Here is a 25729-nt window from a genome sequence, read left to right on the forward strand (position 1 = left end):
GTATGTCAAAAATGCGTGTATACGAATATGCCAAAAAACATAATGTGTCAAGTAAAGATGTGATTCATAAGCTAAAAGAAATGAACATCGACGTATCGAACCATATGACGATGATTGAAGCAGATGTTGTTGAGCAATTAAATCGTTCATTTAAAAACGGGCAAAAACAAGAACAAAAACAAGAAGCGAAAAAAGAAGAAAAGAAGGCACCAGTGAAAAAGCCTGTTTTAGAACAATTTGAAGAAGACGAAGAAGTCATTCAAACGAAAGTGCCAATTAAAAAAGCAGTAGTAAAAAATCGCGAAGGGAAAAAACACGACTTGCAAATTCAACAAAAAGAAAAGAAAATTTTCAATAACAAAAAAAATAAAAAACAAAAACCTCAGCAAGCTCCACAACAAGAAGTACAAAAGAAAAAGGAAAAAGAGCTTCCGAAAAAAATTACGTTTGAAGGATCATTAACGGTTGCTGAACTAGCGAAAAAACTAGGTAAAGAGCCTTCTGAAATTATTAAAAAGCTATTTATGCTTGGCATTATTGCAACGATTAACAAAGATTTAGACAAAGATGCCATCGAGTTAATCTGCTCGGATTACGGTGTCGAAGTAGAAGAAAAAGTAACGATTGACGAAACAGAATTTGAGACGATTGAAATTGTTGATAATCCAGAAGATTTAGTCGAGCGCCCACCAGTCGTCACGATTATGGGGCACGTTGACCACGGAAAAACAACGTTGCTTGACTCAATTCGTCATACGAAAGTAACGGAACAAGAGGCAGGCGGTATTACACAACATATCGGTGCGTATCAAGTCGTTGTTAACGGCAAAAAAATTACGTTTTTAGATACACCGGGTCATGAAGCGTTCACAACGATGCGTGCACGCGGTGCGCAAGTAACGGACATCGTTATTCTTGTTGTCGCAGCTGATGATGGTGTCATGCCACAAACCGTTGAGGCGATTAACCATGCGAAAGCGGCAAAAGTTCCAATCATCGTCGCAGTCAATAAAATCGACAAGCCAACGGCAAATCCAGACCGCGTCATGCAAGAATTAATGGAATACGAACTCGTTCCGGAAGAATGGGGCGGAGATACAATTTATTGTAAATTATCAGCGTTAACAGGAGAAGGAATTGACAACTTACTTGAAATGATTTTGCTTGTTAGCGAAATGGAAGAATTAAAAGCAAATCCAAACCGCCGTGCGACAGGAACGGTCATTGAAGCAAAATTAGATAAAGGCCGCGGACCAGTTGCTACCCTTCTCGTTCAATCTGGTACGTTGCATGTCGGTGACCCGATTGTTGTCGGCTATACGTATGGACGCGTGCGGGCGATGACAAATGATCTCGGTCGCCGTGTGAAAGAAGCAGGTCCATCGACACCTGTGGAAATTACAGGATTAAACGAAGTACCACAAGCGGGCGATCGCTTTATGGTATTTGAAGATGAGAAAAAAGCACGTCAAATTGGTGAAGCGCGTGCCCAAAAACAAATTGTGCAACAACGAAGCGTCAAAGCGCGCGTAAGCCTAGATGACTTGTTTGAAAAAATTAAACAAGGCGAAATGAAAGAATTAAACATTATCGTCAAAGCGGATGTTCAAGGTTCTGTCGAGGCGCTTGTGGCCGCATTGCAAAAAATTGAAGTAGAAGGTGTGCGCGTCAAAATTATTCACTCTGGTGTTGGCGCAGTAACAGAGTACGACATTATGCTTGCATCTGCATCGAACGCGATTGTCATCGGCTTTAACGTTCGTCCGGATGCGAATGCTAAACGTGTTGCAGAAGCAGAAAAAGTCGATATTCGTCTCCACCGTATCATTTACAAAGTTATCGAAGAAATTGAAGCAGCGATGAAAGGTATGCTTGATCCAGAGTACGAAGAAAAAGTGATCGGTCAAGCAGAAGTTCGTCAAACGTTTAAAGTATCGAAAGTCGGCACAATAGCTGGATGCTATGTGACAGATGGAAAAATTACGCGCGATAGTAGCGTTCGCCTCATTCGTCAAGGCATCGTTGTTTATGAAGGACAAATCGATACGCTAAAACGTTACAAAGACGATGTGAAAGAAGTGGCACAAGGATACGAGTGTGGTATAACGATTAAAAACTTTAATGATATTAAAGAAGGCGACATTATTGAAGCATATGTCATGCAAGAAGTGGCACGAAAATGATCGGGTACGTCGAATGTGAATGTATCATTTACGACGTTCAATCATTGAAAGAAAAGCGAGCCGTGTTGCAACGCATTGTCACACGGCTCAAACAAAAATATAATATATCCGTAGCCGAAGTAGATTATCAAAACGTATGGCAACGAACGAAGCTTGGAATTGTAGCTATTACAGCCGAGCGAATAGCGACGGAACAAGAACTTCAACGTGCGTTGCAATTGATCGATTCGTTTCCAGAAATCGAGCGAACGGTTACAACATTTGAGTGGTTTTAATCGAGGTGATGATGATGAGTTTGCGAGCCACACGTGTAGGCGAACAAATGAAAAAAGAATTAAGTGATATTATCGGACGCAAACTAAAAGACCCACGCATCGGTTTCGTTACTGTAACGGATGTTCGAGTAACGGGCGATTTGCAACAAGCAAAAGTGTACATTTCTGTTCTTGGGGATGAAGAGCAAAAGAAGAATACGCTCAAAGGATTAGCAAAAGCAACGGGATTTATCCGTTCAGAAATTGGTCAACGTATTCGTTTACGCAAGACGCCGGAAATTTACTTTGAAATTGATGAAACAATTGATTACGGACAACGAATTGAAAGTTTAATTAAACAAATTTCCGAAGAAAAAGAACATAAAGAAGAATAATGGATAGACATCGGTCTATCCATTTCCGCTATTTTAGAGGTGAAGCGATGGACGGAGTGTTATTGTTACATAAACCTGCTGGCATGACGTCGCACGATTGTGTCATGCGTATTCGTAAGTTATTCCAAACGAAAAAAGTTGGTCATACAGGAACGCTCGACCCTAATGTGTGTGGTGTATTGCCGATTTGTATCGGCAAAGCGACGAAAATTGTTGAACTATTAACGGCGGAGAAAAAAACGTATGAAGGGGAAGTGACGTTAGGCATAGCGACGACAACAGAAGATGCATCAGGTGACATCGTTTCAGTAAAATCGATCGAACAGCCGATTTTCCGACATGACATCGAGCAAGTATTTGCTAATCTCACAGGGGACATTGAACAAGTTCCACCGATGTATTCCGCAGTAAAAGTAAATGGAAAAAAACTATATGAGTATGCACGCGCAGGTATTGACGTGGAACGGCCGAAACGAAACGTCCACATTTTTGAACTGCTCCTTCTTGATGATAGACAAGTATTTACAGGTGAAAGGATATCGTTTCGTTTTCGTGTGACATGTAGTAAAGGGACATACGTGCGTACACTCGCTGTTCAAATCGGAGAGCGACTTGGGTATCCGGCGCACATGTCACATCTTGTTCGCACAGCGTCTGGATCGTTTACGCTCGATCAATGCGTGACGTTTGCCGATATTGAACAACATATAGAAAATGGTACAGCGCATACGTTGCTTTTGCCGATTGAACGAGCGTTAGCCCATTTGCCGACATACGTACTGAGCGATGAGGAAGAAAAAAAAGTAAAAAACGGGTCGGTTTTACCTGCCTTATCTGCTATGCCTACACGTCTATTGATGATAAATAAGCAAGGTGAAGCGTTAGCGATCTACATGCCTCATCCGACAAAGCAAAGCTATATGAAACCTTTAAAAATATTGTAGGTGAAAACGATGAAAACGATTTGGCTGTCCCATCCGTTAAAAGAAAAAAACGATGATCCGCTCGTCATGGCACTCGGTTATTTTGACGGTGTTCATCTTGGACATCAAAAAGTTATTCAGACGGCAAAGCGAATTGCCGACGATCATCAATACAAAAGTGCGGTCATGACATTTCATCCGCATCCGTCTGTCGTGCTTGGACGCTCACAGCAACATGTTCGTTTTATTACGCCTTTAAAAGAAAAAGAAAACCAAATTGCAAAACTTGGGGTAGATTATTTATACATCGTTCAATTTACGCCTGAATTTGCTCATTTGTTACCGCAACAATTTGTTGACGAATACATTATTGGGCTTGGTGTCAAACATGTGGTAGCTGGCTTTGACTTTACGTACGGACGGTTAGGGAAAGGAACGATGGAAACATTGCCGTTTCATTCCCGTGAACAATTTACGCAAACGGTTATTCCAAAACAGACGTTTGGTGAAGAGAAAATTAGTTCGACATATATTCGCCAATGTTTAGCTAAAGGGGACGTGGAGCAACTTCCACATTTGCTTGGGCGATTATATGAAGTGACAGGCACAGTAGTTCATGGGGATAAACGCGGGCGTACAATCGGATTTCCAACGGCGAATGTTGCACTTGACGATGATTACATTATTCCGCATATCGGTGTATATGCGGTAACAGTCACGATCGACGATCAAACGTGGACGGGAGTATGTAATGTTGGATATAAGCCGACATTTCATACGGAACAGCCGAAAGAGCCAACGATTGAAGTGCATTTATTCGATTTTTCAGCACATATTTACGGTGCGAGCGTATCGATCCAATGGCATAAACGATTGCGTGACGAACGGGCATTTTCTTCTGTTCATGAGCTGATCGAACAAATTCACCGCGATGTTCAAGCGGCACGCGAATATTTTCAAAATCCCCTTGCATTTTGCCGGAAAAACATGTATTCTATTTAATGTATGTTAACCATTGCTGGGCAATACGAGTCACCGCCGTTTGCTCGGTAATTGGGGCTGAAAAAAGAGGAGGTGAACAAGGATGGCATTAACACAAGAGCGTAAAAACGAGATCATCAACCAGTTCAAAATTCACGAAACTGACACAGGTTCTCCTGAAGTACAAGTTGCTATCCTTACAGAGCAAATTAACAACTTGAACGAACATTTACGCGTTCATCGTAAAGACCATCATTCTCGTCGTGGTCTTTTGAAAATGGTTGGTCGTCGTCGTAACCTACTTACGTACTTACGAAACAAAGATGTCAACCGTTATCGTGAATTAATTAACAAACTCGGATTACGCCGATAAGTAAAAAGCGGGAGCATTCCCGCTTTTTATTAGTATTTGCACCGATATTTGATTATACTAAAACAAATACGATTTTTCATTTGTACATAGAGAGGGGTACTCGGTTTATATGGAAAAAGAAAAACATCTGTTTTCGATCGACTGGGCAGGTCGGCCGTTAACCGTTGAAATTGGCGAATTAGCCAAACAAGCAAACGGCGCTGTATTAGTTCGCTACGGTGATACGGTCGTATTGAGCACAGCGACAGCGTCCAAAGAACCAAAAAACGTGGATTTTTTCCCGTTAACAGTTAACTATGAGGAACGTTTATACGCTGTCGGTAAAATTCCAGGGGGATTTATTAAACGAGAAGGACGTCCGAGCGAAAAAGCGATTTTGGCGAGCCGTCTCATCGACCGCCCGATTCGGCCGCTATTTGCTGAAGGATTTCGTAACGAAGTGCAAGTTGTCAGCATGGTGATGAGCGTTGATCAAGACTGCTCACCAGAAATGGCAGCCATGTTTGGTTCTTCGTTAGCGTTGACGATTTCTGACATTCCGTTTGAAGGACCGATTGCAGGAGTGACAGTCGGTCGCGTCAATGGGGAGTTTGTCATTAACCCATCTGTCGCACAAATGGAACAAAGCGATATGCATCTTGTTGTTGCAGGGACAAAGGATGCGATCAACATGGTTGAAGCAGGGGCGAATGAAGTACCAGAAGAAGTCATGCTTGAAGCGATCATGTTTGGACATGAAGAAATTAAGCGGCTTATCGCCTTCCAAGAAGACATCGCAGCAAAAGTGGGCAAAGAAAAAATGGAAGTCGTTCTCTACGAACTTGACCCTCAGCTAGAAGCACATATTCGCGCTCGTGTCGAAGGCGAAGTGAAGCGTGCCGTTCAAGTGCCTGAAAAATTAGCGCGCGAGGCAGCGATTGAACAATTAAAAGCGGAAGTTGTTGCTTCATATGAAGAGCAAGAAGCAGACGAAGACACGATTAAGCAAGTAAAAGAAATTTTATATAAACTTGTGAAAGAAGAAGTGCGTCGCTTAATTACAGAAGAAAAAGTACGCCCAGACGGACGAAAAGTCGATGAAATTCGCCCGCTTTCGTCAGCTGTTGGACTTTTACCACGTACGCACGGATCCGGCTTGTTTACACGCGGTCAAACGCAAGCGCTTAGCGTATGTACGCTTGGAGCACTTGGCGATGTACAAATTTTAGATGGGCTTGGTATTGAAGAAACGAAACGGTTTATGCATCATTATAACTTCCCACCGTTTTCTGTTGGAGAAACAGGACCGATGCGTGGACCAGGCCGTCGGGAAATCGGGCATGGAGCGCTTGGTGAGCGCGCGCTTGAACCGATCATTCCGTCTGAAAAAGACTTTCCATATACGATTCGCCTTGTATCGGAAGTGTTAGAGTCAAACGGCTCAACGTCTCAAGCGAGCATTTGTGCAAGTACGCTTGCGATGATGGATGCGGGAGTGCCAATTAAAGCACCGGTTGCTGGTATTGCGATGGGACTTGTGAAAAGTGGTGAACATTATACAATTTTAACGGATATTCAAGGCATGGAAGACCATCTTGGTGACATGGACTTTAAAGTGGCCGGTACGGAAAAAGGAGTTACCGCCTTGCAGATGGATATTAAAATTAAAGGATTGTCGCGTGAAATTTTAGAAGAAGCGTTGCAACAAGCACGCAAAGGTCGCCTCGAAATTTTAAAACATATGATGCAAACGATTAGCGAACCGCGCAAAGAATTATCGAGATATGCGCCAAAAATTTTAACGATGCAAATTAACCCGGATAAAATTCGTGACGTCATCGGTCCAAGCGGAAAACAAATTAACAAAATTATTGAAGAAACTGGCGTGAAAATTGATATTGAACAAGATGGTACAATTTTCATTTCGTCTGTAAATGAAGAAATGAATCAAAAGGCGAAAAAGATTATTGAAGATATCGTTCGTGAAGTGGAAGTTGGACAAGTGTATTTAGGAAAAGTCAAGCGGATTGAAAAATTCGGAGCGTTTGTCGAATTGTTTAGCGGCAAAGACGGTCTCGTACACATTTCAGAATTGGCGGAGGAACGTGTCGGAAAAGTGGAAGATGTCGTTTCTATTGGCGATGAAATTTTAGTGAAAGTAACGGAAATCGATAAACAAGGTCGTGTAAATTTATCGCGAAAAGCGGTATTGCGCGATCAAAAAGAAGCCGAGCAATAAAACCGAAGCCTTGGGTTCACATCCCCTTGGCTTCTTTGCTGTGTGTAAAATTTTTGTGCGCCCGTTCTACCTTGTCCCTCTTACACATACCCTCTTTATTAGAAAAGGAGGGGACGAAGCGTGCGGCGAGCGTTTTTTTTAACGATAATCATATGTGTGTCGGCCATCATTGTACAAAATCCATGGACGACGACGTATATCCACGAATTACGGCATATGACAGCGGCGAAACAAAGCGATCCGTTATATATTCAAGTTATCGAACGGGCAAAACAATATAACGTTCCTGCGCAAAATGCGAAAGTTGATCGTGTATGGAAAGCAATCCCTGGTTACAACGGATTAGAAGTAGATATTGAGGCATCATATAAGCAAATGAAGCAAAATGGAATATTTTCTGAACAACAGCTTGTATATAAACAAGTATCGCCGTCTATTCATTTGTCTGATTTGCCTCCATCACCTATTTATCGGGGGCATCCAGATAAACCGATGGTCTCTTTTCTAATTAACGTCGCTTGGGGAAGCGAGCATATCCCAAGCATGTTACATATTTTTAAAAAATACAACGTCCGTGCAACGTTTTTTTTAGAAGGGCGTTGGGTAAAAGAAAACCCACAACTGGCAAAAATGATTGCAGATGCCGGTCATGAAATTGGCAATCATTCGTACAACCATCCAGATATGAAAATGATGAGTAAACAAGCGATTCGGGAACAAATCGTCAAAACGAACGATGCGATTGAAGCAGCGACAGACATCAAACCTCGTTTATTTGCTCCGCCAAGCGGTAGCTATCGAGATGATGTCGTATATATCGCTCATGAGCTTGGCATGTACACGATTTTATGGACGGTCGATACAATTGATTGGCAAAAACCATCGCCTTCTGTTATAGTGGAACGAGTAACATCAAAAGTGCATAACGGAGCGATGATTTTAATGCATCCGACTGTATCAACGGTAAAGGCGTTAGAGCCGTTAATTCAATCGTTACAAAAACAAGAATACGCAATTGACAACGTGTCTACATTATTAAGTGAGGAAAGAATTGTAAAAAGTAGGAGGAAGGGACTTGATTAAAACATATACGTGTCAAAACGGGGTAAGAGTTGTACTCGAGCACATTCCAACTGTTCGCTCTGTGGCGATCGGAATTTGGATTGGCACCGGATCACGCAATGAAAACGAACGAAACAATGGCATTTCGCATTTTCTCGAGCATATGTTTTTCAAAGGAACGAAAACGCGTTCAGCGCGTGATATTGCGGAATCGTTTGATCGCATCGGCGGTCAAGTAAATGCATTTACATCAAAAGAATATACGTGCTACTATGCTAAAGTATTAGATACACATGCATCATTTGCTTTAGATATACTAGCCGATATGTTTTTCCACTCTACGTTTGTAGATGAAGAGTTACAAAAAGAAAAAAATGTCGTATTCGAAGAAATCAAAATGTATGAAGATACACCAGATGATCTCGTTCATGACCTATTAAGTAAGGCAAGTTATGGAGATCATCCGCTCGGTTATCCGATTTTAGGAACAGAGCAAACACTAGCGGCGTTTACAGGGGACACGTTACGACAATATATGCATGAATCGTATACGCCCGATCGTGTTGTCATTTCCATTGCAGGAAATGTCGATAAGTCGTTTATTCAACAAGTCGAAGCTTATTTTGGATCATTTACAAGACAAAAAAGTAACGATGTGCACATTGCACCAACGTTTTATCCAAATAAAATTGCACGCAAAAAAGATACGGAGCAAGCACACGTATGTATTGGATTTAATGGATTGCCAATCGGTCATGAAGATATTTATAGCTTAATTATTTTAAACAACATTTTAGGTGGAAGTATGAGTAGCCGCCTTTTCCAAGAAGTGCGTGAGCAACGTGGATTAGCTTATTCTGTTTTCTCTTATCATTCCGCCTATCGCGACGGAGGAATGATCACAATTTATGGAGGGACAGGAAGCCATCAGCTTAATCTTTTATTCGATACGATTCAACAAACGATTGAACAACTAAAACAAAATGGAATTACCGAAAAAGAGCTAGAAAATAGCAAAGAGCAAATGAAAGGGAACTTAATGTTAAGTTTAGAAAGTACAAATAGTCGTATGAGCCGAAATGGAAAAAATGAGCTGTTGCTCGGTCGTCATCGCTCGCTTGATGAAATCATTGAAAGCATTGATCGCGTGACAAAAGAAAGCGTTGACCGCATGGCGCAAACGATTTTTACAGACGATTTCTCCGTTGCGCTCATTAGTCCGGAAGGAACATTACCAAAAAGCCTGCAACAATAAACTTGCAGGCATTTTTTTATGCTCTTTTTTCTACAATGATAAAGAAAGGGGGACGTCGTATGCGATTAAGTGAATTAAGCGGGAAAGAAATTGTCGATATGAAGCGAGCAGAGCGTCTCGGTATTCTAGGACAAACGGATTTAGAAATCAATGAGCGAACGGGTCAAATTCAAGCGCTTTTAATTCCGACAACAAAATGGTTCGGTTTTCGGAAAGATGGGACAGATATACGCGTGCCGTGGAGTCGTGTAAAAAAGATCGGCTCTGATATGATTTTAATTGATGTCGATGACTAGACACCTGAAGGGGTGTCTTTTTTCATTTTCCGCTCACCGTTTTATGACCGATATCATAAGATGTGAAAGTAACGATGGGCAAAAAACTAGATGTATAAGAGGGTGAATGAACTCATGCTGACAGGAATGCACGTTGCGATCATCGGTGGGGACGCTCGGCAGCTTGAAGTCATTCGGAAATTGATGGAACTTGACGCGAGATTGTCACTTGTTGGCTTCGATCAATTAGACCATGGCTTTGCTGGGGTAACGAAAATGAAAATTCACGAAGTCGATTTCCACGAAGTGGATGCTATCATTTTACCTGTTCACGGAACGAGTATGGATGGTGAAATTCAAACGGTATTTTCAAACGAAAAAATGACGTTTACAGAAGAATTACTCCGCCAGACCCCGATGCATTGTACCGTTTACTCAGGGATTACCAACGACTATTTAGATCGTGTCGTTAAGTCGGTCGGACGAAAACATGTTCAACTATTCGAACGGGATGATGTCGCTATTTATAACTCGATTCCTACGGCAGAAGGAACGATCATGATGGTCATTCAACATACAGATGTGACAATTCATGGATCACGCGTTGCTGTTTTAGGGTTAGGGCGTGTAGGTATGACCGTTGCCCGAACGTTTGCGGCTTTAGGAGCGAAAGTAAAAGTGGGAGCCCGCCGCTCCGAACATTTAGCGCGCATTGCAGAGATGGCGCTCGAACCGTTTCATTTAAACGATTTAGAACAACACGTGAAAGATATTGACGTTTGTATTAATACGATCCCACATCCCGTTGTAACCGCAAGCGTCATTGCGAAAATGCCTGCTCATACGCTCATCATCGATTTAGCGTCAAAACCGGGCGGAACGGATTTTCGATATGCGGAAAAACGCGGCATTCAAGCATTATTAGCTCCAGGGCTTCCTGGTATTGTCGCTCCGAAAACAGCGGGGCAAATTGTCGCGAACGTATTGGCACAACTTCTTTCAGCAGATTTGAAAAAAAGAAAGGAGAATAAAAAATGAACGTACAAGGAAAGCGTATTGGCTTCGGTTTAACGGGATCACATTGCACATATGATGCGGTGATGCCGGAAATTGAAAAATTAATTGCTAAAGGGGCAGACGTCATTCCGATCGTTTCCTATACCGTACAATCGACAAATACCCGATTTGGCAAAGGAGAAGAATGGGTGAAAAAACTTGAAGAGATGACAGGTCATCAAGTCATTGATACAATTGTAAAGGCGGAGCCGTTAGGACCGAAATTACCGCTTGATTGTATGGTCATTGCACCGTTAACCGGAAATTCGATGAGCAAATTAGCGAACGCAATGACAGATTCTCCTGTACTAATGGCTGCGAAAGCGACGATGCGCAACCATCGTCCCGTTGTGATCGGCATTTCGACAAACGACGCGCTCGGTTTAAATGGAGTGAATTTAATGCGATTGATGGCGGCAAAAAATATTTACTTCATTCCATTTGGGCAAGATGATCCATTTAAAAAACCAAATTCGATGGTGGCTCATATGCCTTTACTGCTCGATACAGTAGAAGCAGCGCTAGAAGGTCGGCAAATTCAGCCGGTCATCGTTGAATATCGTCGCTCATAAATAAACAGTTGCAAGAAAATTTATAAAAAATGTCTCTCCTTTATGAATGAATGTGCTAAAATAAATGATATTAAAATTGTCTATCAGTTGGAAGGAGAAGAAGAGATGGAGCAAAAAGGATTACATGTCGCCGTCGTTGGCGCGACAGGAGCTGTCGGACAGCAAATGATTCAAACGTTAGAAAAAAGAAACTTCCCCATTGCTAAATTATCTTTACTTTCATCAGAGCGTTCAGCTGGAAAAAAAGTCATGTTTAAAGGTGAAGAAATTGAAGTGCAAGCAGCAAAGCCAGAAAGCTTTGAAGGAGTGCATATTGCATTATTTAGTGCAGGAGGAGCGGTATCGAAGCAACTTGCTCCTGAAGCGGTGAAACGTGGAGCGATTGTTGTTGATAATACGAGCGCGTTTCGTATGGATGAAAACGTTCCGCTTGTCGTTCCTGAAGTGAATGAAACAGATGTACATTGGCATAATGGAATTATTGCTAATCCAAACTGCTCAACGATTCAAATGGTCGTTGCCCTTGAACCGATTCGTCAAGCGTTCGGACTAAAGCGTGTCATCGTCTCGACATATCAAGCGGTGTCAGGAGCGGGAGCGCAAGCAGTTGAAGAGTTAAAAACGCAAACCGCGCATATGTTAAACGGAGAAGAAGTGACACCAGAAATTTTACCGGTGAAATCGGATCGCAAACATTATCCGATTGCATTTAACGCCATTCCACAAATTGATAAATTTCAAGATAACGGGTTTACATTTGAAGAAATGAAAATGATTAACGAGACGAAAAAAATTATGCATATGCCTGAATTGGAAGTAGCAGCAACGTGCGTACGCATTCCGGTCATGACAGGGCATTCCGAATCTGTATATATTGAAATTGAGCAAGAAGGCGTGACGGTCGAGCAGTTGAAGTCGTTATTAAAAGAAGCGCCTGGCGTCGTGTTGCAAGACGATCCGAGCGAACAGCTATATCCGATGCCGTTGTTTGCAACAGGGCAAAATGACGTATTCGTCGGTCGCATTCGCAAAGATTTACATCGCGATACAGGGTTCCATTTATGGATCGTTTCTGATAACTTGTTAAAAGGAGCGGCATGGAACTCTGTTCAAATTGCTGAAAGTCTTTTAAAATTAGGGCTTGTGAAAGCGTAAAATCAGCATCGAGGTGTTGACGTTGAAAATTATCGTTCAAAAGTTTGGCGGTACGTCTGTTCGTGATGAACACGGCCGAAATTTAGCGCGCAAACATATTGAAAAAGCGTTGCAAGACGGTTATAAAGCCGTTGTCGTCGTTTCAGCGATGGGACGAAAAGGGGATCCGTATGCAACGGATACCCTTCTTAGCCTCATTGACGGAGCGAATGCATATGTGACAAACCGTGAAAAAGATTTATTGATGGCGTGTGGGGAAATTATTTCAAGCGTCGTTTTTTCAAACATGTTAAACAAACATGGTGTCAAAGCGACAGCCTTTACCGGAGCGCAAGCAGGCTTTCGTACAAACAACGATCATACGAATGCGAAAATTATCGATATGCGTTGTGAACGGTTGTTGCGTGCACTAAAAGAGCATGATGTTGTCGTTGTCGCAGGTTTTCAAGGTGCTGCTGAAAACGGAGATGTGACAACGATTGGACGCGGTGGGAGCGACACGTCAGCAGCCGCACTCGGCGCTGCACTTGGGGCGGAATGGATTGACATTTTTACCGACGTCGAAGGTGTGATGACAGCAGATCCACGCATCGTAGAAAATGCACGACCACTTGATGTTGTGACATATACAGAAATTTGCAATATGGCATATCAAGGGGCGAAAGTCATTCATCCACGTGCGGTCGAAATTGCAATGCAAGCGAAAGTGCCGCTTCGTATTCGCTCGACGTATTCTGATGCCCCAGGGACGCTTGTCACTTCGATTGGGAAAAAAGGAAGCGATGTGAAAGAGCGGCTAGTGACAGGAATTGCCCACGTTTCAAACATTACGCAAATTAAAGTGCCAGCGAAAGAGGGACATTACGATTTACAAGCAGAAGTATTTAAAGCAATGGCGAACGAAGGAATTAGTGTGGACTTTATTAACATTTCACCGAACGGGGTCGTATATACCGTATCAAGCGATGTGGCAGATCGAGCTATTGCGACGTTGCAAAAGCTTGGTTATGAGCCAACAGTCACACGTGGTTGCGCGAAAGTATCGACTGTTGGGGCAGGCATTGCTGGTGTTCCAGGTGTGACAGCGAAAATTGTCACCGCATTATCTGAACGCGGCATTCAAATTTTACAATCAGCCGATAGCCATACGACCATTTGGGTATTGGTGAAGGAAGAGCATTTAAAAGAAGCGGTGAATGCATTACACGATGCATTTCAACTTGCCGAACAGAAACAATATGATTTTAGTTAGGAGTGAAAAATTGTGGTTCAATTTGGTCAAATTGCCACAGCGATGGTCACCCCATTTGACAATAAAGGGAACATTGATTTTGCGAAAACAACGCAATTAATTAACTATTTAATTGAAAACGGTACGGATTCACTTGTTGTTGCTGGAACAACAGGGGAATCGCCGACGTTAACGACAGAAGAAAAATTGGCACTTTTTCGCCATGTTGTCGAAGTTGTTAACGGGCGCGTACCTGTCATTGCAGGAACAGGAAGCAACAATACGCGTGCATCGATTGAACTAACGAAAAAGGCAGAAGAAATCGGTGTCGATGCTGTTATGGTCGTCGCACCTTATTACAATAAGCCAAATCAAGAAGGAATTTACCAACATTATAAAGCGATTGCTGAAAACACATCGTTGCCCGTTATGGTGTATAACATTCCGGGTCGGGCGGTCGTCAATATTTCCGTTGAAACGATCGTTCGTCTTTCCGAAATTCCGAACATTGTAGCCGTCAAAGATGCAAGCGGCAATTTAGATGCGATGACGGAAATTATCGCAAAAACGCGCGATGATTTCATGTTGTATAGCGGAGATGATGGCTTGACGCTCCCGGTGTTAGCCATTGGCGGAAAGGGCGTTGTTTCCGTTGCCTCCCATATTATCGGCAATGAAATGAAAGAAATGATGGAAGCTTTCATGCGTGGAGACAATAAAAAAGCGGCAACGATGCATCAACAGCTACTACCGATCATGAAAGCATTATTTGCTGCGCCAAGCCCTGTGCCAGTAAAAACGGCTTTACAGTTGAAGGGATTAGATGTTGGTTCTGTTCGACTTCCACTTGTGCCACTTACTGAATCAGAACGTTTGCAACTGATGCATGTGTTACAAGGTTAAAAGAAAGGGAATTCATCCCTTTCTTTTTTATTGTTGAATCAGTTATAATGGATGTAAGTGACTTTGAGCGGGTGAGTTTGGTTGACTGTAGGAGGATTTTAAGATGAAACAAGCAGAGAAAATTCGTGTGTTTGCCCTCGGCGGCGTTGGAGAGGTAGGAAAAAATATGTATGTCGTCGAGGTCGACGAAGACATTTTCGTCCTTGATGCAGGTCTTATGTTTCCAGAGGACGAAATGTTCGGTATTGATATGGTCATTCCTGATATTTCGTACTTAGCTGAGCAACAAGAGCGTATTCGTGGCATTTTCTTAACGCACGGTCATGACGATCATATTGGCGCTATTGCGTATGTGTTAAGAAAAATGACTGTACCTGTGTACGGGGCGAAATTAACGCTTGCGTTGATGGAAGAAAAGTTAAAGGAACAAGGAATTACAACGAAAGCAAAACGTATCGAAATAAACGCAGATAGTGAAATTGTATTTGACAAAGCTGTCGTATCATTTTTCCAAACGAATCATAGCATTCCAGATTGTCTAGGGGTAAGTATTCAAACATCGCAAGGTGCCATAGTATATACGAGCGATTTTAAATTTGATCAAACACCTGTTGGTATATGCCGTACCGATTTTGGTAAAATGGCAAAAATCGGGGAGAAAGGTGTGCTCTGCTTATTATCCGATAGCACGAATGCAGAAAAGCCGGGATATACCGGATCAGAAGCTGTCGTTGGTCAAGAAATTTCCGATGTCATTTACAACGCGCACGGACGCATTATTGTTGCTTGCTTTGCATCAAACATTACACGCATTCAACAAGTGTTAAATGCTGCACGTGATCATAGAAGGAAAGTCGTCATTATGAGCCGTCACATGCATAAAGTGATTGATATTGCCGTGCGTCTAGGGTATTTGAGATTTGATGAACATATGATCATTCCAATGAGCGAAGTGGATCGCTACAATGATCGTGATTTAGTCATTTTAACGACAGGCAATCAAGGAGAACCGATGGCGGCACTAGCGCGCATGGCGAAACAAGCGCATAAATATATCAACATTAAAGAAGGGGACACGGTCATCGTCGCTTCTTCTCCAATGCCAGGTCATGAACTATTTATTGCTCGAACGATTGATGCATTATATCGTGCAGGAGCAAATGTCGTATACGGACAACGCCAAGTTCATGTGTCTGGTCACGGATATCAGGAAGAATTAAAGCTAATGTTAAATTTTATGAAACCAAAATACTTTATCCCGGTACACGGAGAATTTCGTATGCAAAAAGCGCATGGAAAAATCGCCCAAGCTGTAGGCATTCGTCAAGATGCGATCTTTTTGATTGAAAAAGGAGAAGTAATTGAATTTCGTAATGGTCACGCCCGTTTCGGTGGCAAAGTGCCGAGTGGTCAAATTTTAATTGACGGATTGGGCATTGGCGATGTAGGAAATATTGTGTTGCGCGATCGTCGCCTGCTTTCACAAGATGGAATAATGATCGTTGTTGTGACGTTAAGTAAGCAAGATAAGCGCATTGTTGCTGGTCCGGAAATCATTTCACGCGGTTTCGTATATGTGCGCGAATCGGAAACGCTGTTTGGGGAGTCCGTAAAAATTGTGAAAGAGATTGTAGAAAAGAGTATGGAAGATTACGTCATTGAATGGTCTTCATTAAAAACAAACATTCGTGATGCACTTAGCCAATATTTATTTGAAAAAACAAAACGAAAACCGATGATTTTACCAATTATTATGGAAGTATAAAACAACATGCTCAAAGTCAAGAAAAACACCTGCGATACGCAGGTGTTTTTTGTATGAACATGTCGATGTTCACGTATACTAACGACATCACGCAACAGAAAGGGGATTGTTATGGAAGAACGAGATATATCTCAAGAGGAAACGAAGCCGTCTCCAGCAGAAAATATTGTTCAGCTCGGTCAAACGAATGTTCCGCAACTTTCTTCTGATTCAACGATCCATTGTTTAACGATCGTTGGACAAATTGAAGGACACATTCAACTACCACCGCAAAATAAAACGACAAAGTACGAACATATTATTCCACAAATTGTAGCAATCGAGCAAAACCCTAATATTGAAGGATTGCTTGTCGTATTGAATACAGTTGGGGGAGATGTTGAGGCGGGGCTAGCCATTGCAGAAATGTTAGCATCGATGTCCAAGCCGACTGTTTCTATTGTGCTCGGCGGAGGACATTCGATCGGAGTGCCAATTGCGGTATCGTGCGACTATTCGTTTATCGCAGAAACGGCAACGATGACGATTCACCCGATTCGCCTCACAGGTCTTGTTATCGGCGTGCCGCAAACGTTTGAGTACTTAGATAAAATGCAAGAGCGCGTCGTCAATTTTGTTGTGAAACATTCAAACATTAGTGAAGAAAAATTTAAAGAACTTATGTTTTCTAAAGGCAATTTAACGCGTGATATCGGAACGAATGTGGTAGGAACAGATGCCGTGAAATACGGTTTAATTGATGAAGTCGGAGGTCTTTCACAGGCGATGCGCAAATTGGGCGAATTAATTGATCATTCCAACCAACAAGGGGCAATGTTACAATGATTTTACATACAATCGTTCCAGAGTTTTTAGTTTTTCAAACGAACGAAACGGAGTATAGAAAACACCGCACCGTTCAACATAACGGAGTGACGTTACTTGTACAACAAACCGAAACGAATGAGTATGAAATTGTGCGTGTATTAAGCAGCGATCCGAAACATTATTTGACGTATGAACCGGGCACAAAACTTCATGCGACATCACTACAATTTATGGTATAATAAGAACAAGCAGCCACGCTTCTCTGTTGGCTGCTTTTTCATCTTACATGTTGGAGTGGGCGAAATGGGAAAGAAAAGTAAGCGTCGCGCAAACAAACAAGATCAATGGAAAAAAACGTTACGCTTCGAGTTAATCGGTTTAACGATGTTAGCATGTACGGTCATTGCGATGGCGAATGTCGGAGCCGTCGGGCGTTCGCTCGTTTTTGCTACCCGCTTTTTTATGGGCGAGTGGTATATCGTTGCGTTATTAGGGGCGCTTGTGACGTCGCTATATGTCATTTGGAAACGAGCGTGGCCACAGTTTTTTCAACGCGTGTTGATTGGATTGTATTTAATTATTTTTTCATTATTGTTATTTAGTCACGAAACGTTATTTCACATTTTATCGCGCAATGGGAAATTAGTAAATCCAAGCATTATTCAAACAACGTGGGAATTATTTTGGGCAGATGTGCGTGGAGAAAGTGGCTCTTTTTCTGATTTAGGCGGTGGGATGCTTGGCGCTTTACTGTATACGATAAGCTACTATTTATTTGATCAATTAGGAACAAAATGGATTGCTTCATTGTTGCTGGTCATTGGCGTGTTGCTTCTCACAGGTAAAACGTTGCGTGATACAGCAGGAAAAGGAATAGAGTGGTTCCTTTCGTTTATGCGGACGCAAACAGCAGCTGTCATCGCTGATGTTCGTTCGTTTTTGAATCGTCCGAAAAAAGAAAAACAACAGCAGCCACATATTGAAGTGGTGACGGCGCTGGAGGAAAAAGAAAAAGAGGAAGAGGAAGACGAAATGATCGTCGTGGAAGGTCCTGTCATTTCTAACTTCAATGAAGGAGTGGAAGAAGAAAAGCCGATCGCATTTATGCAAACAAATGAAACAGATTATGCGTTGCCACCTATTGACTTGCTTTCTCCATCAAGAACCGTTGATCAATCGCAAGAAAAAGAAAGTATTTATGAAAATGCTCGCAAACTTGAAAAAACGTTTCAAAGCTTCGGTGTAAAGGCAAAAGTAACAAAAGTGCATATTGGACCAGCCGTCACAAGATATGAAGTATATCCAGATGTCGGTGTGAAAGTAAGTAAAATTGTTAGTTTAAGCGATGATTTAGCGCTTGCCTTAGCAGCAAAAGATATTCGCATTGAAGCACCGATTCCAGGAAAATCAGCGATCGGCATTGAAGTGCCAAATGAGGAAATTGCAATGGTTTGTTTACGTGAAGTGTTAGAGGCGAAAGAAGCAGATAAGAAAGAGGCGAAGCTGTTAATAGGACTTGGCCGTGACATCTCCGGACAAGCGGTGCTTGCTGAACTGAATAAAATGCCACATTTACTTGTTGCAGGTGCGACAGGAAGCGGAAAAAGTGTATGTATTAATGCCATTATCGTTAGTTTACTGATGCGTACGAAACCACATGAAGTAAAAATGATGATGATTGACCCGAAAATGGTTGAGTTAAGCGTATATAATGGTATTCCGCATTTGCTTTCTCCGGTCGTAACCGATCCGAAAAAAGCGTCCCAAGCATTAAAAAAAGTAGTAAGCGAAATGGAGCGACGCTATGAATTATTTTCGCATACTGGCACGCGCAATATTGAAGGATATAACGAATATATCGAGCGACATAATGAAACAGCGGAAACGAAGCAGCCACTGTTGCCGTATATAGTTGTTATTGTTGATGAGCTCGCTGATTTAATGATGGTTGCCTCAAGTGATGTAGAAGATTCCATTACCCGTCTTGCTCAAATGGCACGTGCGGCGGGCATTCATTTAATTATTGCCACGCAGCGTCCATCTGTTGATGTCATTACAGGCGTCATTAAAGCAAACATCCCGTCTCGCATCGCATTTAGCGTATCATCACAAACCGACTCCCGAACGATTTTAGACATGGGAGGGGCCGAAAAGTTACTTGGACGTGGTGACATGCTCTTTTTACCTGTTGGTGCTTCCAAGCCTGTTCGCGTGCAAGGTGCTTTTGTGTCCGATCAAGAAGTAGAAAACATCGTGCAATATGTCATTTCACAACAAAAAGCACAATACGAAGAAACGATGATGGCGCAAGATGATGAACCGCAAGAAGCGTTCGATGATGAGTTGTTTGATGAAGCGGTCCAGCTCGTCATTGACATGCAAAGTGCATCTGTTTCGATGTTGCAACGACGATTTCGCATCGGTTATAACCGAGCTGCACGTTTAATTGATGCGATGGAAGCGCGTGGCATCGTCGGGCCTTATGAAGGAAGTAAACCACGCGCTGTGCTCGTATCGTCAAATGATGAAGCAAAAACGTCGTAAAAGAGGCTGAAAAATAAGCCTCTTTTTTGTATAAATGGGACATAATAATGATATATTATTACAATCGCTTACATATCATTTCGTACGACTTTTTTCGACATTTTTTTTATTCACTATTTATTTATACGTGAAAAAATGTTATATTATTAGTAGGAAATTTGTCTAACATCAGATGTCTGATATCTAAGGTGGGGGATGGTGAATGTCTGTTAAAACGGATCATCGACACTTATATTTACAAGTCATTGATCGGATTAAAAAAGATATTGAGCAAGGGGTATATAAGGAGAAAGAAAAGCTTCCTTCTGAGTTTGAATTAGCAAAACAATTAGGAGTTAGCCGAGCGACGTTGCGTGAAGCATTGCGGGTATTAGAAGAAGAAAACGTCATCATCCGCCGCCACGGTGTTGGGACGTTTGTGAGTTCCCGACCGATGTTTACATCAGGTATTGAACAACTAAGTAGTGTGACGGAGATGATTCGCCAAGCTGGACGTAAACCAGGAACGATTTTTTTATCTTCTTCCATTCAGAAACCGACTGAAGATGATGTAAAGCGCTTTCAATGTCATAAAGAGGAAGATTTACTTGTTGTTGAGCGGGTGCGCACAGCGAATAACGAGCCGGTCGTTTACTGCATTGATAAAATACCGTGTAAATATTTACCTAAAGGAATTGCTTATGAAAATGAGTCGTTATTAGAAATATTACATAATGAAGCGAATCGATATATCGCGTATGCTGTTACCCACATTGAACCGCTCGGCTATCATGAAAAAGTGTCACCGATTTTAGAATGTGAGCCAGAAACAGCACTTTTAGTTTTAAAACAAATGCATTTTGATGAAAATGACGAACCTATTTTATACTCGATCGACTATTTCAAATCAGATAAGTTTAGCTTCCACGTTTTACGGAAACGTGTGTAACTTATAAAAGCGCTTATCCTATTAAGGAGGTGACATTGGAGGGAGAAGGTTATTTTATACTTTTTTCACTAAACTATATTTTAAAACTTAGGGGGTAATGATTCATGAATAAAAAGCGTTTTGGATTGACGATGTCTCTATTATTAACTGCCGGCATGCTTCTTGGCGGTTGCGGACAAGCAAAAGAAGAGCCGAAAAAAGAAGAAGGAAAAGCGTCTGAGTTTAGCGTAGCAATGGTTACAGACGTAGGTGGAATTGACGATAAGTCGTTCAACCAATCTGCATGGGAAGGTTTGCAAAGATTTGGTGAAGAAAACGGCTTGAAAAAAGGAAAAGGTGGCTATGACTACTTACAGTCAAAAGGCGATGCTGATTATGCAACAAACTTAAATAAACTTGTACGTAACGATTTTGATTTAATTTACGGAATCGGCTTTTTAATGACAGATGCTATTACAGAAATTGCAGATCAAAAGCCTGATAACAAATTCGCGATTGTTGATAGCGTTGTGGAAAAACCAAACGTAGCAAGCATTACATTTAAAGAGCATGAAGGCTCATTCCTTGTCGGTGTTGTTGCTGGGTTAATGACAAAAACAAATAAAATCGGTTTCGTTGGCGGAGTAGAAATGCCGTTAATCGAAAAATTCGAAAGCGGTTTTATCGCAGGTGTGAAAGCTGTAAATCCAAATGCAACAGTTGAAGTGCAATATGCCGGTGCGTTTGACAAAGCGGATAAAGGAAAAGCGATCGCATCAAGCATGTACGCTTCTGGTATTGATATCATTTACCATGCTTCTGGTGGAACAGGAAACGGTGTATTTTCTGAAGCGATTGACTTGAAAAAACAAGATCCGAACAAAGAAATTTGGGTGATCGGTGTTGACCGCGACCAATACGAAGAAGGAAAAGTACCAGGAACAGATAAAAGCGTAACGTTAACATCTATGGTGAAACGTGTTGACGTTGCTGTATATGATTTAGCGACAAAAACGAAAAACGGTAACTTCCCTGGCGGTCAAGTAGTAGAGTATGGCTTACAAGAAGATGGTGTAGGTATTGCGCCAACATCGAAAAACAACGTTCCTGAAGACGTGTTGAAAAAAGTAGACGAATGGAAGCAAAAAATTATTAACGGTGAAGTAAAAGTACCTACAACTCGTGAAGAATTGAAATAAGAAAATGACTGTTCTCCGAAGGGGAAGCTCTTCGGAGAATCACTAAATGAAAAGTTGCAACATGTTGCAGCTTTTCATTTAGTGATGTAAACCATGCTCATATAAGGAGTGGATCACGTTTGGAATACGTAATTGAGATGCTAAACATCCGCAAAGTTTTCGGGAATTTTGTGGCGAATGATAACATTACGTTACAGCTGAAAAAAGGGGAAATTCATGCGCTATTAGGTGAAAACGGTGCAGGGAAATCGACGTTAATGAACGTGCTATTCGGTTTATATCAACCGGATGGTGGAGAAATTCGTGTCAAAGGAAAAAAAGTAAATATCGCAAACCCGAATGTTGCGAACGACTTAGGGATTGGGATGGTACATCAACATTTTATGCTTGTTGATACGTTTACGGTGACAGAAAACATTATTTTAGGAAGTGAGCCAACAAAGGCTGGTCAAATTGATATTGAAAAAGCAGAAAAAGAAGTGCGCGAGCTTTCTGAACGTTATGGGTTAGCGGTTGATCCAAAAGCGAAGATTGCAGACATTTCTGTCGGTATGCAACAACGTGTAGAAATTTTAAAAACGCTATATCGCGGAGCAGATATTTTAATTTTTGACGAGCCGACAGCTGTGTTAACACCACAAGAAATTCAAGAACTTATCCAAATTATGAAAGCGCTTGTACGCGAAGGGAAATCCATTATTTTAATTACGCACAAATTAAAAGAAATTATGGAAGTGTGCGATCGCGTCACTGTCATTCGACGCGGAAAAGGCATTGGCACATTAAATGTATCGGAAACAAATCCGAACGAACTCGCTTCATTAATGGTTGGACGTGAAGTACATTTCAAAACAGAAAAACAACCGCCGAAAGTTGGTAATCCTGTCCTTGAAATTGAAAATTTAGTTGTAAAAGATTCACGTGGAATTACCGCTGTTGATCATTTAAATTTAACGGTACATGCAGGGGAAATCGTCGGCATTGCAGGGGTAGACGGAAATGGACAAACAGAGTTGATTGAAGCGATTACGGGCTTAATCAAATCAGAATCAGGCTCCATTCGTCTAAATGGAAAAGAAATTCGCAATTTAACACCACGTCAAATTACAGAAACAGGTGTAGGACACATTCCACAAGACCGTCATAAACATGGTCTTGTGCTTGACTTCCCAATTGGAGAAAACATGGTGCTCCAAACGTATTATAAAGAGCCATATTCAAAACGCGGTATTTTGAACTTTAAAGCCATTTACGATAAAGCGCGCCAGCTTATTCAAGAGTTCGATGTTCGTACGCCAGATGAATATACGAAAGCGCGCGCCTTATCAGGGGGAAACCAACAAAAAGCCATTATTGGACGCGAAGTAGACCGCGATCCGGATTTACTCATTGCAGCGCAACCGACGCGCGGGCTCGACGTTGGGGCGATTGAGTTTATTCATAAACGTCTTATTGAACAACGCGATAGGGGAAAAGCAGTATTGCTTGTTTCGTTCGAATTAGATGAAATTATGAATGTTAGCGATCGCATTGCTGTTATTTATGAAGGGAAAATTGTGGCGATTGTCGATCCGAAAGAAACGACGGAGCAAGAGCTTGGTTTATTGATGGCAGGAAGCAAACGGAAGGAAGCAGGTGTATCATCATGAGTGAAAATCGTTTAACGAATATTCTCGTCCCTGTGTTTGCGGTCATTCTCGGAATTATCGCCGGAGCCATTGTCATGATCGTCAGCGGCTACGACCCAATTGCGGGATATTCTGCTTTATTGTATGGCGCTTTTGGTGATCGATATTATATTGGGGAAACGATTCGTCAAGTGACACCATATATTTTAGCAGGTTTAGCTGTTGCGTTCGCTTTTCGTACAGGGTTATTTAATATCGGTGTAGAAGGACAGCTTATTGTTGGATGGCTAGCTGCCGTTTGGGTTGGTGTGGCGTTTGAACTACCAAAAGTCATTCATTTGCCGCTCGCCATTTTTGCAGCCGCGGCAGCCGGGGCGCTTTGGGGGTTCATTCCAGGCTTTTTAAAAGCACGTTTCCGCGTGCATGAAGTCATCGTTACAATTATGATGAACTATATTGCGCTATATGTATCGAATGCGGTCATTCGTTCTGTTTTATCCGATCAAGGATTTAAATCAGAAAAAATCCATCCGTCAGCATCGTTACGTTCAGAGTTTTTACAATCGTTAACAGATTACTCTACGCTTCATTACGGCATTATTATTTCATTAATTGCGGCTGTCGTCATGTGGTTTTTGCTTGAAAAAACAACGACAGGATATGAACTTCGTGCCGTCGGTTTTAATCAACATGCATCGCATTATGCCGGTATGAACGTCAATCGCAATATTGTATTAGCGATGGTTATTTCAGGGGCATTCGCAGGCATCGCCGGGGCGATGGAAGGATTAGGAACGTTTGAAAACGTCTCTGTCAAAGCTGGGTTTACCGGAGTCGGATTTGATGGAATCGCGGTCGCTCTTCTTGGCGGAAATCATGCATTTGGAATTATTTTAGCAGCCGTTTTATTTGGAGCGTTAAAAGTCGGAGCGCTTGAAATGCCATCAGCAGCCGACGTGCCGACAGAGCTTGTTGACATCGTCATTGCGTTAATTATTTTCTTCGTGGCTTCAAGCTACTTAATTCGTCTTGTGCTTACGCGCTTCAAAAAGGAGGGAAAATAAATGTTACACATCCTTGAAATTATTATTCCTTCCGCGATTTTCTTTGCGGCACCGCTCATTTTTACGGCGCTCGGTGGCGTATTTAGTGAACGCTCCGGTGTTGTAAATATCGGATTAGAAGGGTTGATGGTCATCGGTGCGTTTACCGGTGTAGTGTTTAACTTAACGTTTGCCGATCAATTTGGCGAATTAACACCGTGGCTCGCCATACTTGTTGCGATGGTTGTTGCTTCTATTTTCTCGCTTATGCATGCAGTGGCAGCCATTTCGCTTCGTGCCGATCAAGTTGTTAGTGGGGTAGCTATCAACTTTCTAGCGTTAGGATTATCGTTATTCCTTGTGAAAATGTGGTATGGAAAAGGCCAAACAGATCAAGTGCAAGTTGGATTCGATAAAATCGATATTCCGATTTTAAGCAAAATTCCAGTCATCGGTCCGATTTTATTTTCAAACGGATATTTGCCATCTTATTTAGCGATTGTACTCGCGTTTGTTGTATGGTACGTCATTTACAAAACGCCGTTTGGTCTTCGTCTTCGCGCGGTTGGGGAACATCCGATGGCGGCGGATACAATGGGAATTAACGTAGCGAAAATGCGTTATATCGCGGTGATGTTAAGTGGTGCACTCGCGGGAATTGGCGGTTCCATTTATGCAACAATCATTTCACGCGATTTTAGCCATGCGACAATTTCTGGTCAAGGATTTATGGCGCTCGCTGCGATGATTTTCGGAAAATGGCATCCGCTTGGTGCAATGGGAGCGGCCCTTTTCTTTGGATTTGCACAAAGCTTAAGTATCGTTGGGCAAACCATTCCGTTTTTAAAAAACGTACCGACTGTTTATTTGCTCATTTTACCGTATGCCTTAACGATTTTAGCGCTAACTGGCTTTATCGGACGAGCAGATGCGCCAAAAGCGCTCGGTACGCCTTATGTAAAAGGAAAACGTTAATGACAAAAGACTTCGGGACAGCCCG

The 25729-nt window shown here is 42.0% G+C and carries 24 protein-coding genes; all 24 read left to right on the plus strand.

All coding sequences use genetic code 11. The annotated features are described in order from the left end of the window. The first annotated feature begins 2 nt into the window (after nt 1-2). Nucleotides 3-2183 carry a translation initiation factor IF-2 gene (infB, locus tag ACYQY7_RS01945; RefSeq protein WP_461200469.1) on the plus strand — a complete coding sequence of 727 codons (2181 nt, stop codon included), beginning with the start codon at nt 3-5 and terminating at the stop codon, nt 2181-2183. Continuing rightward, nucleotides 2180-2458, plus strand: a complete 279-nt coding sequence (locus tag ACYQY7_RS01950; RefSeq protein WP_461200470.1) for a DUF503 domain-containing protein — start codon at nt 2180-2182, stop codon at nt 2456-2458. The genes infB and ACYQY7_RS01950 overlap by 4 nt, the downstream gene beginning before the upstream one ends. A gap of 14 nt (nt 2459-2472) precedes the next feature. Then, on the plus strand, nt 2473-2832 hold the full coding sequence (rbfA, locus tag ACYQY7_RS01955; protein WP_003394813.1) for a 30S ribosome-binding factor RbfA: 360 nt from the start codon (nt 2473-2475) through the stop codon (nt 2830-2832). A gap of 47 nt (nt 2833-2879) precedes the next feature. After that, nucleotides 2880-3776, plus strand: a complete 897-nt coding sequence (truB, locus tag ACYQY7_RS01960) for a tRNA pseudouridine(55) synthase TruB (protein WP_461200471.1) — start codon at nt 2880-2882, stop codon at nt 3774-3776. Between the two features lie 9 nt (nt 3777-3785). After that, complete coding sequence (gene ribF, locus ACYQY7_RS01965) at nt 3786-4757, plus strand: bifunctional riboflavin kinase/FAD synthetase (RefSeq protein WP_461200472.1); 972 nt, start codon at nt 3786-3788, stop codon at nt 4755-4757. A gap of 82 nt (nt 4758-4839) precedes the next feature. Further along, nucleotides 4840-5109, plus strand: a complete 270-nt coding sequence (rpsO, locus tag ACYQY7_RS01970) for a 30S ribosomal protein S15 (protein ID WP_091699953.1) — start codon at nt 4840-4842, stop codon at nt 5107-5109. 109 nt (nt 5110-5218) lie between these two features. Continuing rightward, nucleotides 5219-7327: a polyribonucleotide nucleotidyltransferase gene (pnp, locus tag ACYQY7_RS01975; protein WP_461200473.1), complete on the plus strand. Its 2109-nt coding sequence runs from the start codon at nt 5219-5221 to the stop codon at nt 7325-7327. 120 nt (nt 7328-7447) lie between these two features. Further along, nucleotides 7448-8410 (plus strand): polysaccharide deacetylase family protein, encoded by a 963-nt coding sequence (locus ACYQY7_RS01980; protein WP_461200474.1) that lies wholly within the window; start codon nt 7448-7450, stop codon nt 8408-8410. Then, nucleotides 8403-9644: a M16 family metallopeptidase gene (locus ACYQY7_RS01985; RefSeq protein WP_461200475.1), complete on the plus strand. Its 1242-nt coding sequence runs from the start codon at nt 8403-8405 to the stop codon at nt 9642-9644. The genes ACYQY7_RS01980 and ACYQY7_RS01985 overlap by 8 nt, the downstream gene beginning before the upstream one ends. 59 nt (nt 9645-9703) lie before the next feature. Beyond that, nucleotides 9704-9940 (plus strand): YlmC/YmxH family sporulation protein, encoded by a 237-nt coding sequence (locus ACYQY7_RS01990; protein WP_004891000.1) that lies wholly within the window; start codon nt 9704-9706, stop codon nt 9938-9940. A 114-nt stretch (nt 9941-10054) separates the two neighbouring features. Continuing rightward, nucleotides 10055-10957 carry a dipicolinic acid synthetase subunit A gene (gene dpaA / locus ACYQY7_RS01995; RefSeq protein WP_246348845.1) on the plus strand — a complete coding sequence of 301 codons (903 nt, stop codon included), beginning with the start codon at nt 10055-10057 and terminating at the stop codon, nt 10955-10957. Further along, nucleotides 10954-11547: a dipicolinate synthase subunit B gene (gene dpaB / locus ACYQY7_RS02000; RefSeq protein ID WP_035047304.1), complete on the plus strand. Its 594-nt coding sequence runs from the start codon at nt 10954-10956 to the stop codon at nt 11545-11547. The genes dpaA and dpaB overlap by 4 nt, the downstream gene beginning before the upstream one ends. A 105-nt stretch (nt 11548-11652) precedes the next feature. Then, a complete protein-coding gene (gene asd / locus ACYQY7_RS02005; RefSeq protein WP_461200476.1) occupies nt 11653-12702 on the plus strand; it encodes an aspartate-semialdehyde dehydrogenase in 1050 nt (349 codons plus the stop codon). Between the two features lie 22 nt (nt 12703-12724). Continuing rightward, nucleotides 12725-13954, plus strand: a complete 1230-nt coding sequence (dapG, locus tag ACYQY7_RS02010) for an aspartate kinase (protein ID WP_461200477.1) — start codon at nt 12725-12727, stop codon at nt 13952-13954. A 12-nt stretch (nt 13955-13966) separates the two neighbouring features. Then, nucleotides 13967-14836, plus strand: coding sequence for a 4-hydroxy-tetrahydrodipicolinate synthase (gene dapA, locus ACYQY7_RS02015; RefSeq protein WP_461200478.1), 870 nt, complete (start codon nt 13967-13969; stop codon nt 14834-14836). 103 nt (nt 14837-14939) lie between these two features. After that, on the plus strand, nt 14940-16601 hold the full coding sequence (locus ACYQY7_RS02020) for a ribonuclease J (RefSeq protein WP_461200479.1): 1662 nt from the start codon (nt 14940-14942) through the stop codon (nt 16599-16601). A 111-nt stretch (nt 16602-16712) separates the two neighbouring features. Beyond that, on the plus strand, nt 16713-17426 hold the full coding sequence (locus ACYQY7_RS02025; RefSeq protein ID WP_461200480.1) for a ClpP family protease: 714 nt from the start codon (nt 16713-16715) through the stop codon (nt 17424-17426). Next, nucleotides 17423-17647 (plus strand): YlzJ-like family protein, encoded by a 225-nt coding sequence (locus ACYQY7_RS02030; protein WP_461200481.1) that lies wholly within the window; start codon nt 17423-17425, stop codon nt 17645-17647. The genes ACYQY7_RS02025 and ACYQY7_RS02030 overlap by 4 nt, the downstream gene beginning before the upstream one ends. A gap of 64 nt (nt 17648-17711) precedes the next feature. Further along, a complete protein-coding gene (locus tag ACYQY7_RS02035; RefSeq protein ID WP_461200482.1) occupies nt 17712-19952 on the plus strand; it encodes a DNA translocase FtsK in 2241 nt (746 codons plus the stop codon). 202 nt (nt 19953-20154) lie between these two features. Further along, entirely contained in the window at nt 20155-20880 is a 726-nt protein-coding gene (locus ACYQY7_RS02040) for a GntR family transcriptional regulator (protein WP_461200483.1), read from the plus strand. Nucleotides 20881-20984: 104 nt separating this feature from the next. Further along, nucleotides 20985-22058 (plus strand): BMP family lipoprotein, encoded by a 1074-nt coding sequence (locus ACYQY7_RS02045; RefSeq protein WP_461200484.1) that lies wholly within the window; start codon nt 20985-20987, stop codon nt 22056-22058. 119 nt (nt 22059-22177) lie between these two features. Beyond that, entirely contained in the window at nt 22178-23707 is a 1530-nt protein-coding gene (locus ACYQY7_RS02050; RefSeq protein ID WP_461200485.1) for an ABC transporter ATP-binding protein, read from the plus strand. Next, complete coding sequence (locus tag ACYQY7_RS02055; RefSeq protein WP_461200486.1) at nt 23704-24750, plus strand: ABC transporter permease; 1047 nt, start codon at nt 23704-23706, stop codon at nt 24748-24750. Before ACYQY7_RS02050 ends, ACYQY7_RS02055 begins: the two co-directional genes overlap by 4 nt. After that, nucleotides 24751-25704 carry an ABC transporter permease gene (locus ACYQY7_RS02060; RefSeq protein WP_461200487.1) on the plus strand — a complete coding sequence of 318 codons (954 nt, stop codon included), beginning with the start codon at nt 24751-24753 and terminating at the stop codon, nt 25702-25704. It abuts the gene before it with no gap. The last annotated feature ends 25 nt before the right edge of the window (nt 25705-25729 follow it).

Source organism: Anoxybacillus sp. TBDG-1, assembly GCF_054815885.1.

Coding starts and splice junctions, on each gene's coding strand:
- ACYQY7_RS02045 (WP_461200484.1), top strand. CDS start 20,985: ATGAATAAAAAGCGTTTTGGATTGACGATGTCTCTATTATTAACTGCC.
- ACYQY7_RS01950 (WP_461200470.1), top strand. CDS start 2,180: ATGATCGGGTACGTCGAATGTGAATGTATCATTTACGACGTTCAATCA.
- ACYQY7_RS02040 (WP_461200483.1), top strand. CDS start 20,155: ATGTCTGTTAAAACGGATCATCGACACTTATATTTACAAGTCATTGAT.
- infB (WP_461200469.1), top strand. CDS start 3: ATGTCAAAAATGCGTGTATACGAATATGCCAAAAAACATAATGTGTCA.
- pnp (WP_461200473.1), top strand. CDS start 5,219: ATGGAAAAAGAAAAACATCTGTTTTCGATCGACTGGGCAGGTCGGCCG.
- rbfA (WP_003394813.1), top strand. CDS start 2,473: ATGAGTTTGCGAGCCACACGTGTAGGCGAACAAATGAAAAAAGAATTA.
- rpsO (WP_091699953.1), top strand. CDS start 4,840: ATGGCATTAACACAAGAGCGTAAAAACGAGATCATCAACCAGTTCAAA.
- ACYQY7_RS02030 (WP_461200481.1), top strand. CDS start 17,423: ATGATTTTACATACAATCGTTCCAGAGTTTTTAGTTTTTCAAACGAAC.
- ACYQY7_RS02055 (WP_461200486.1), top strand. CDS start 23,704: ATGAGTGAAAATCGTTTAACGAATATTCTCGTCCCTGTGTTTGCGGTC.
- ribF (WP_461200472.1), top strand. CDS start 3,786: ATGAAAACGATTTGGCTGTCCCATCCGTTAAAAGAAAAAAACGATGAT.
- truB (WP_461200471.1), top strand. CDS start 2,880: ATGGACGGAGTGTTATTGTTACATAAACCTGCTGGCATGACGTCGCAC.
- asd (WP_461200476.1), top strand. CDS start 11,653: ATGGAGCAAAAAGGATTACATGTCGCCGTCGTTGGCGCGACAGGAGCT.
- dpaA (WP_246348845.1), top strand. CDS start 10,055: ATGCTGACAGGAATGCACGTTGCGATCATCGGTGGGGACGCTCGGCAG.
- ACYQY7_RS02035 (WP_461200482.1), top strand. CDS start 17,712: ATGGGAAAGAAAAGTAAGCGTCGCGCAAACAAACAAGATCAATGGAAA.
- ACYQY7_RS01990 (WP_004891000.1), top strand. CDS start 9,704: ATGCGATTAAGTGAATTAAGCGGGAAAGAAATTGTCGATATGAAGCGA.
- ACYQY7_RS02060 (WP_461200487.1), top strand. CDS start 24,751: ATGTTACACATCCTTGAAATTATTATTCCTTCCGCGATTTTCTTTGCG.
- dpaB (WP_035047304.1), top strand. CDS start 10,954: ATGAACGTACAAGGAAAGCGTATTGGCTTCGGTTTAACGGGATCACAT.
- ACYQY7_RS02025 (WP_461200480.1), top strand. CDS start 16,713: ATGGAAGAACGAGATATATCTCAAGAGGAAACGAAGCCGTCTCCAGCA.
- ACYQY7_RS02020 (WP_461200479.1), top strand. CDS start 14,940: ATGAAACAAGCAGAGAAAATTCGTGTGTTTGCCCTCGGCGGCGTTGGA.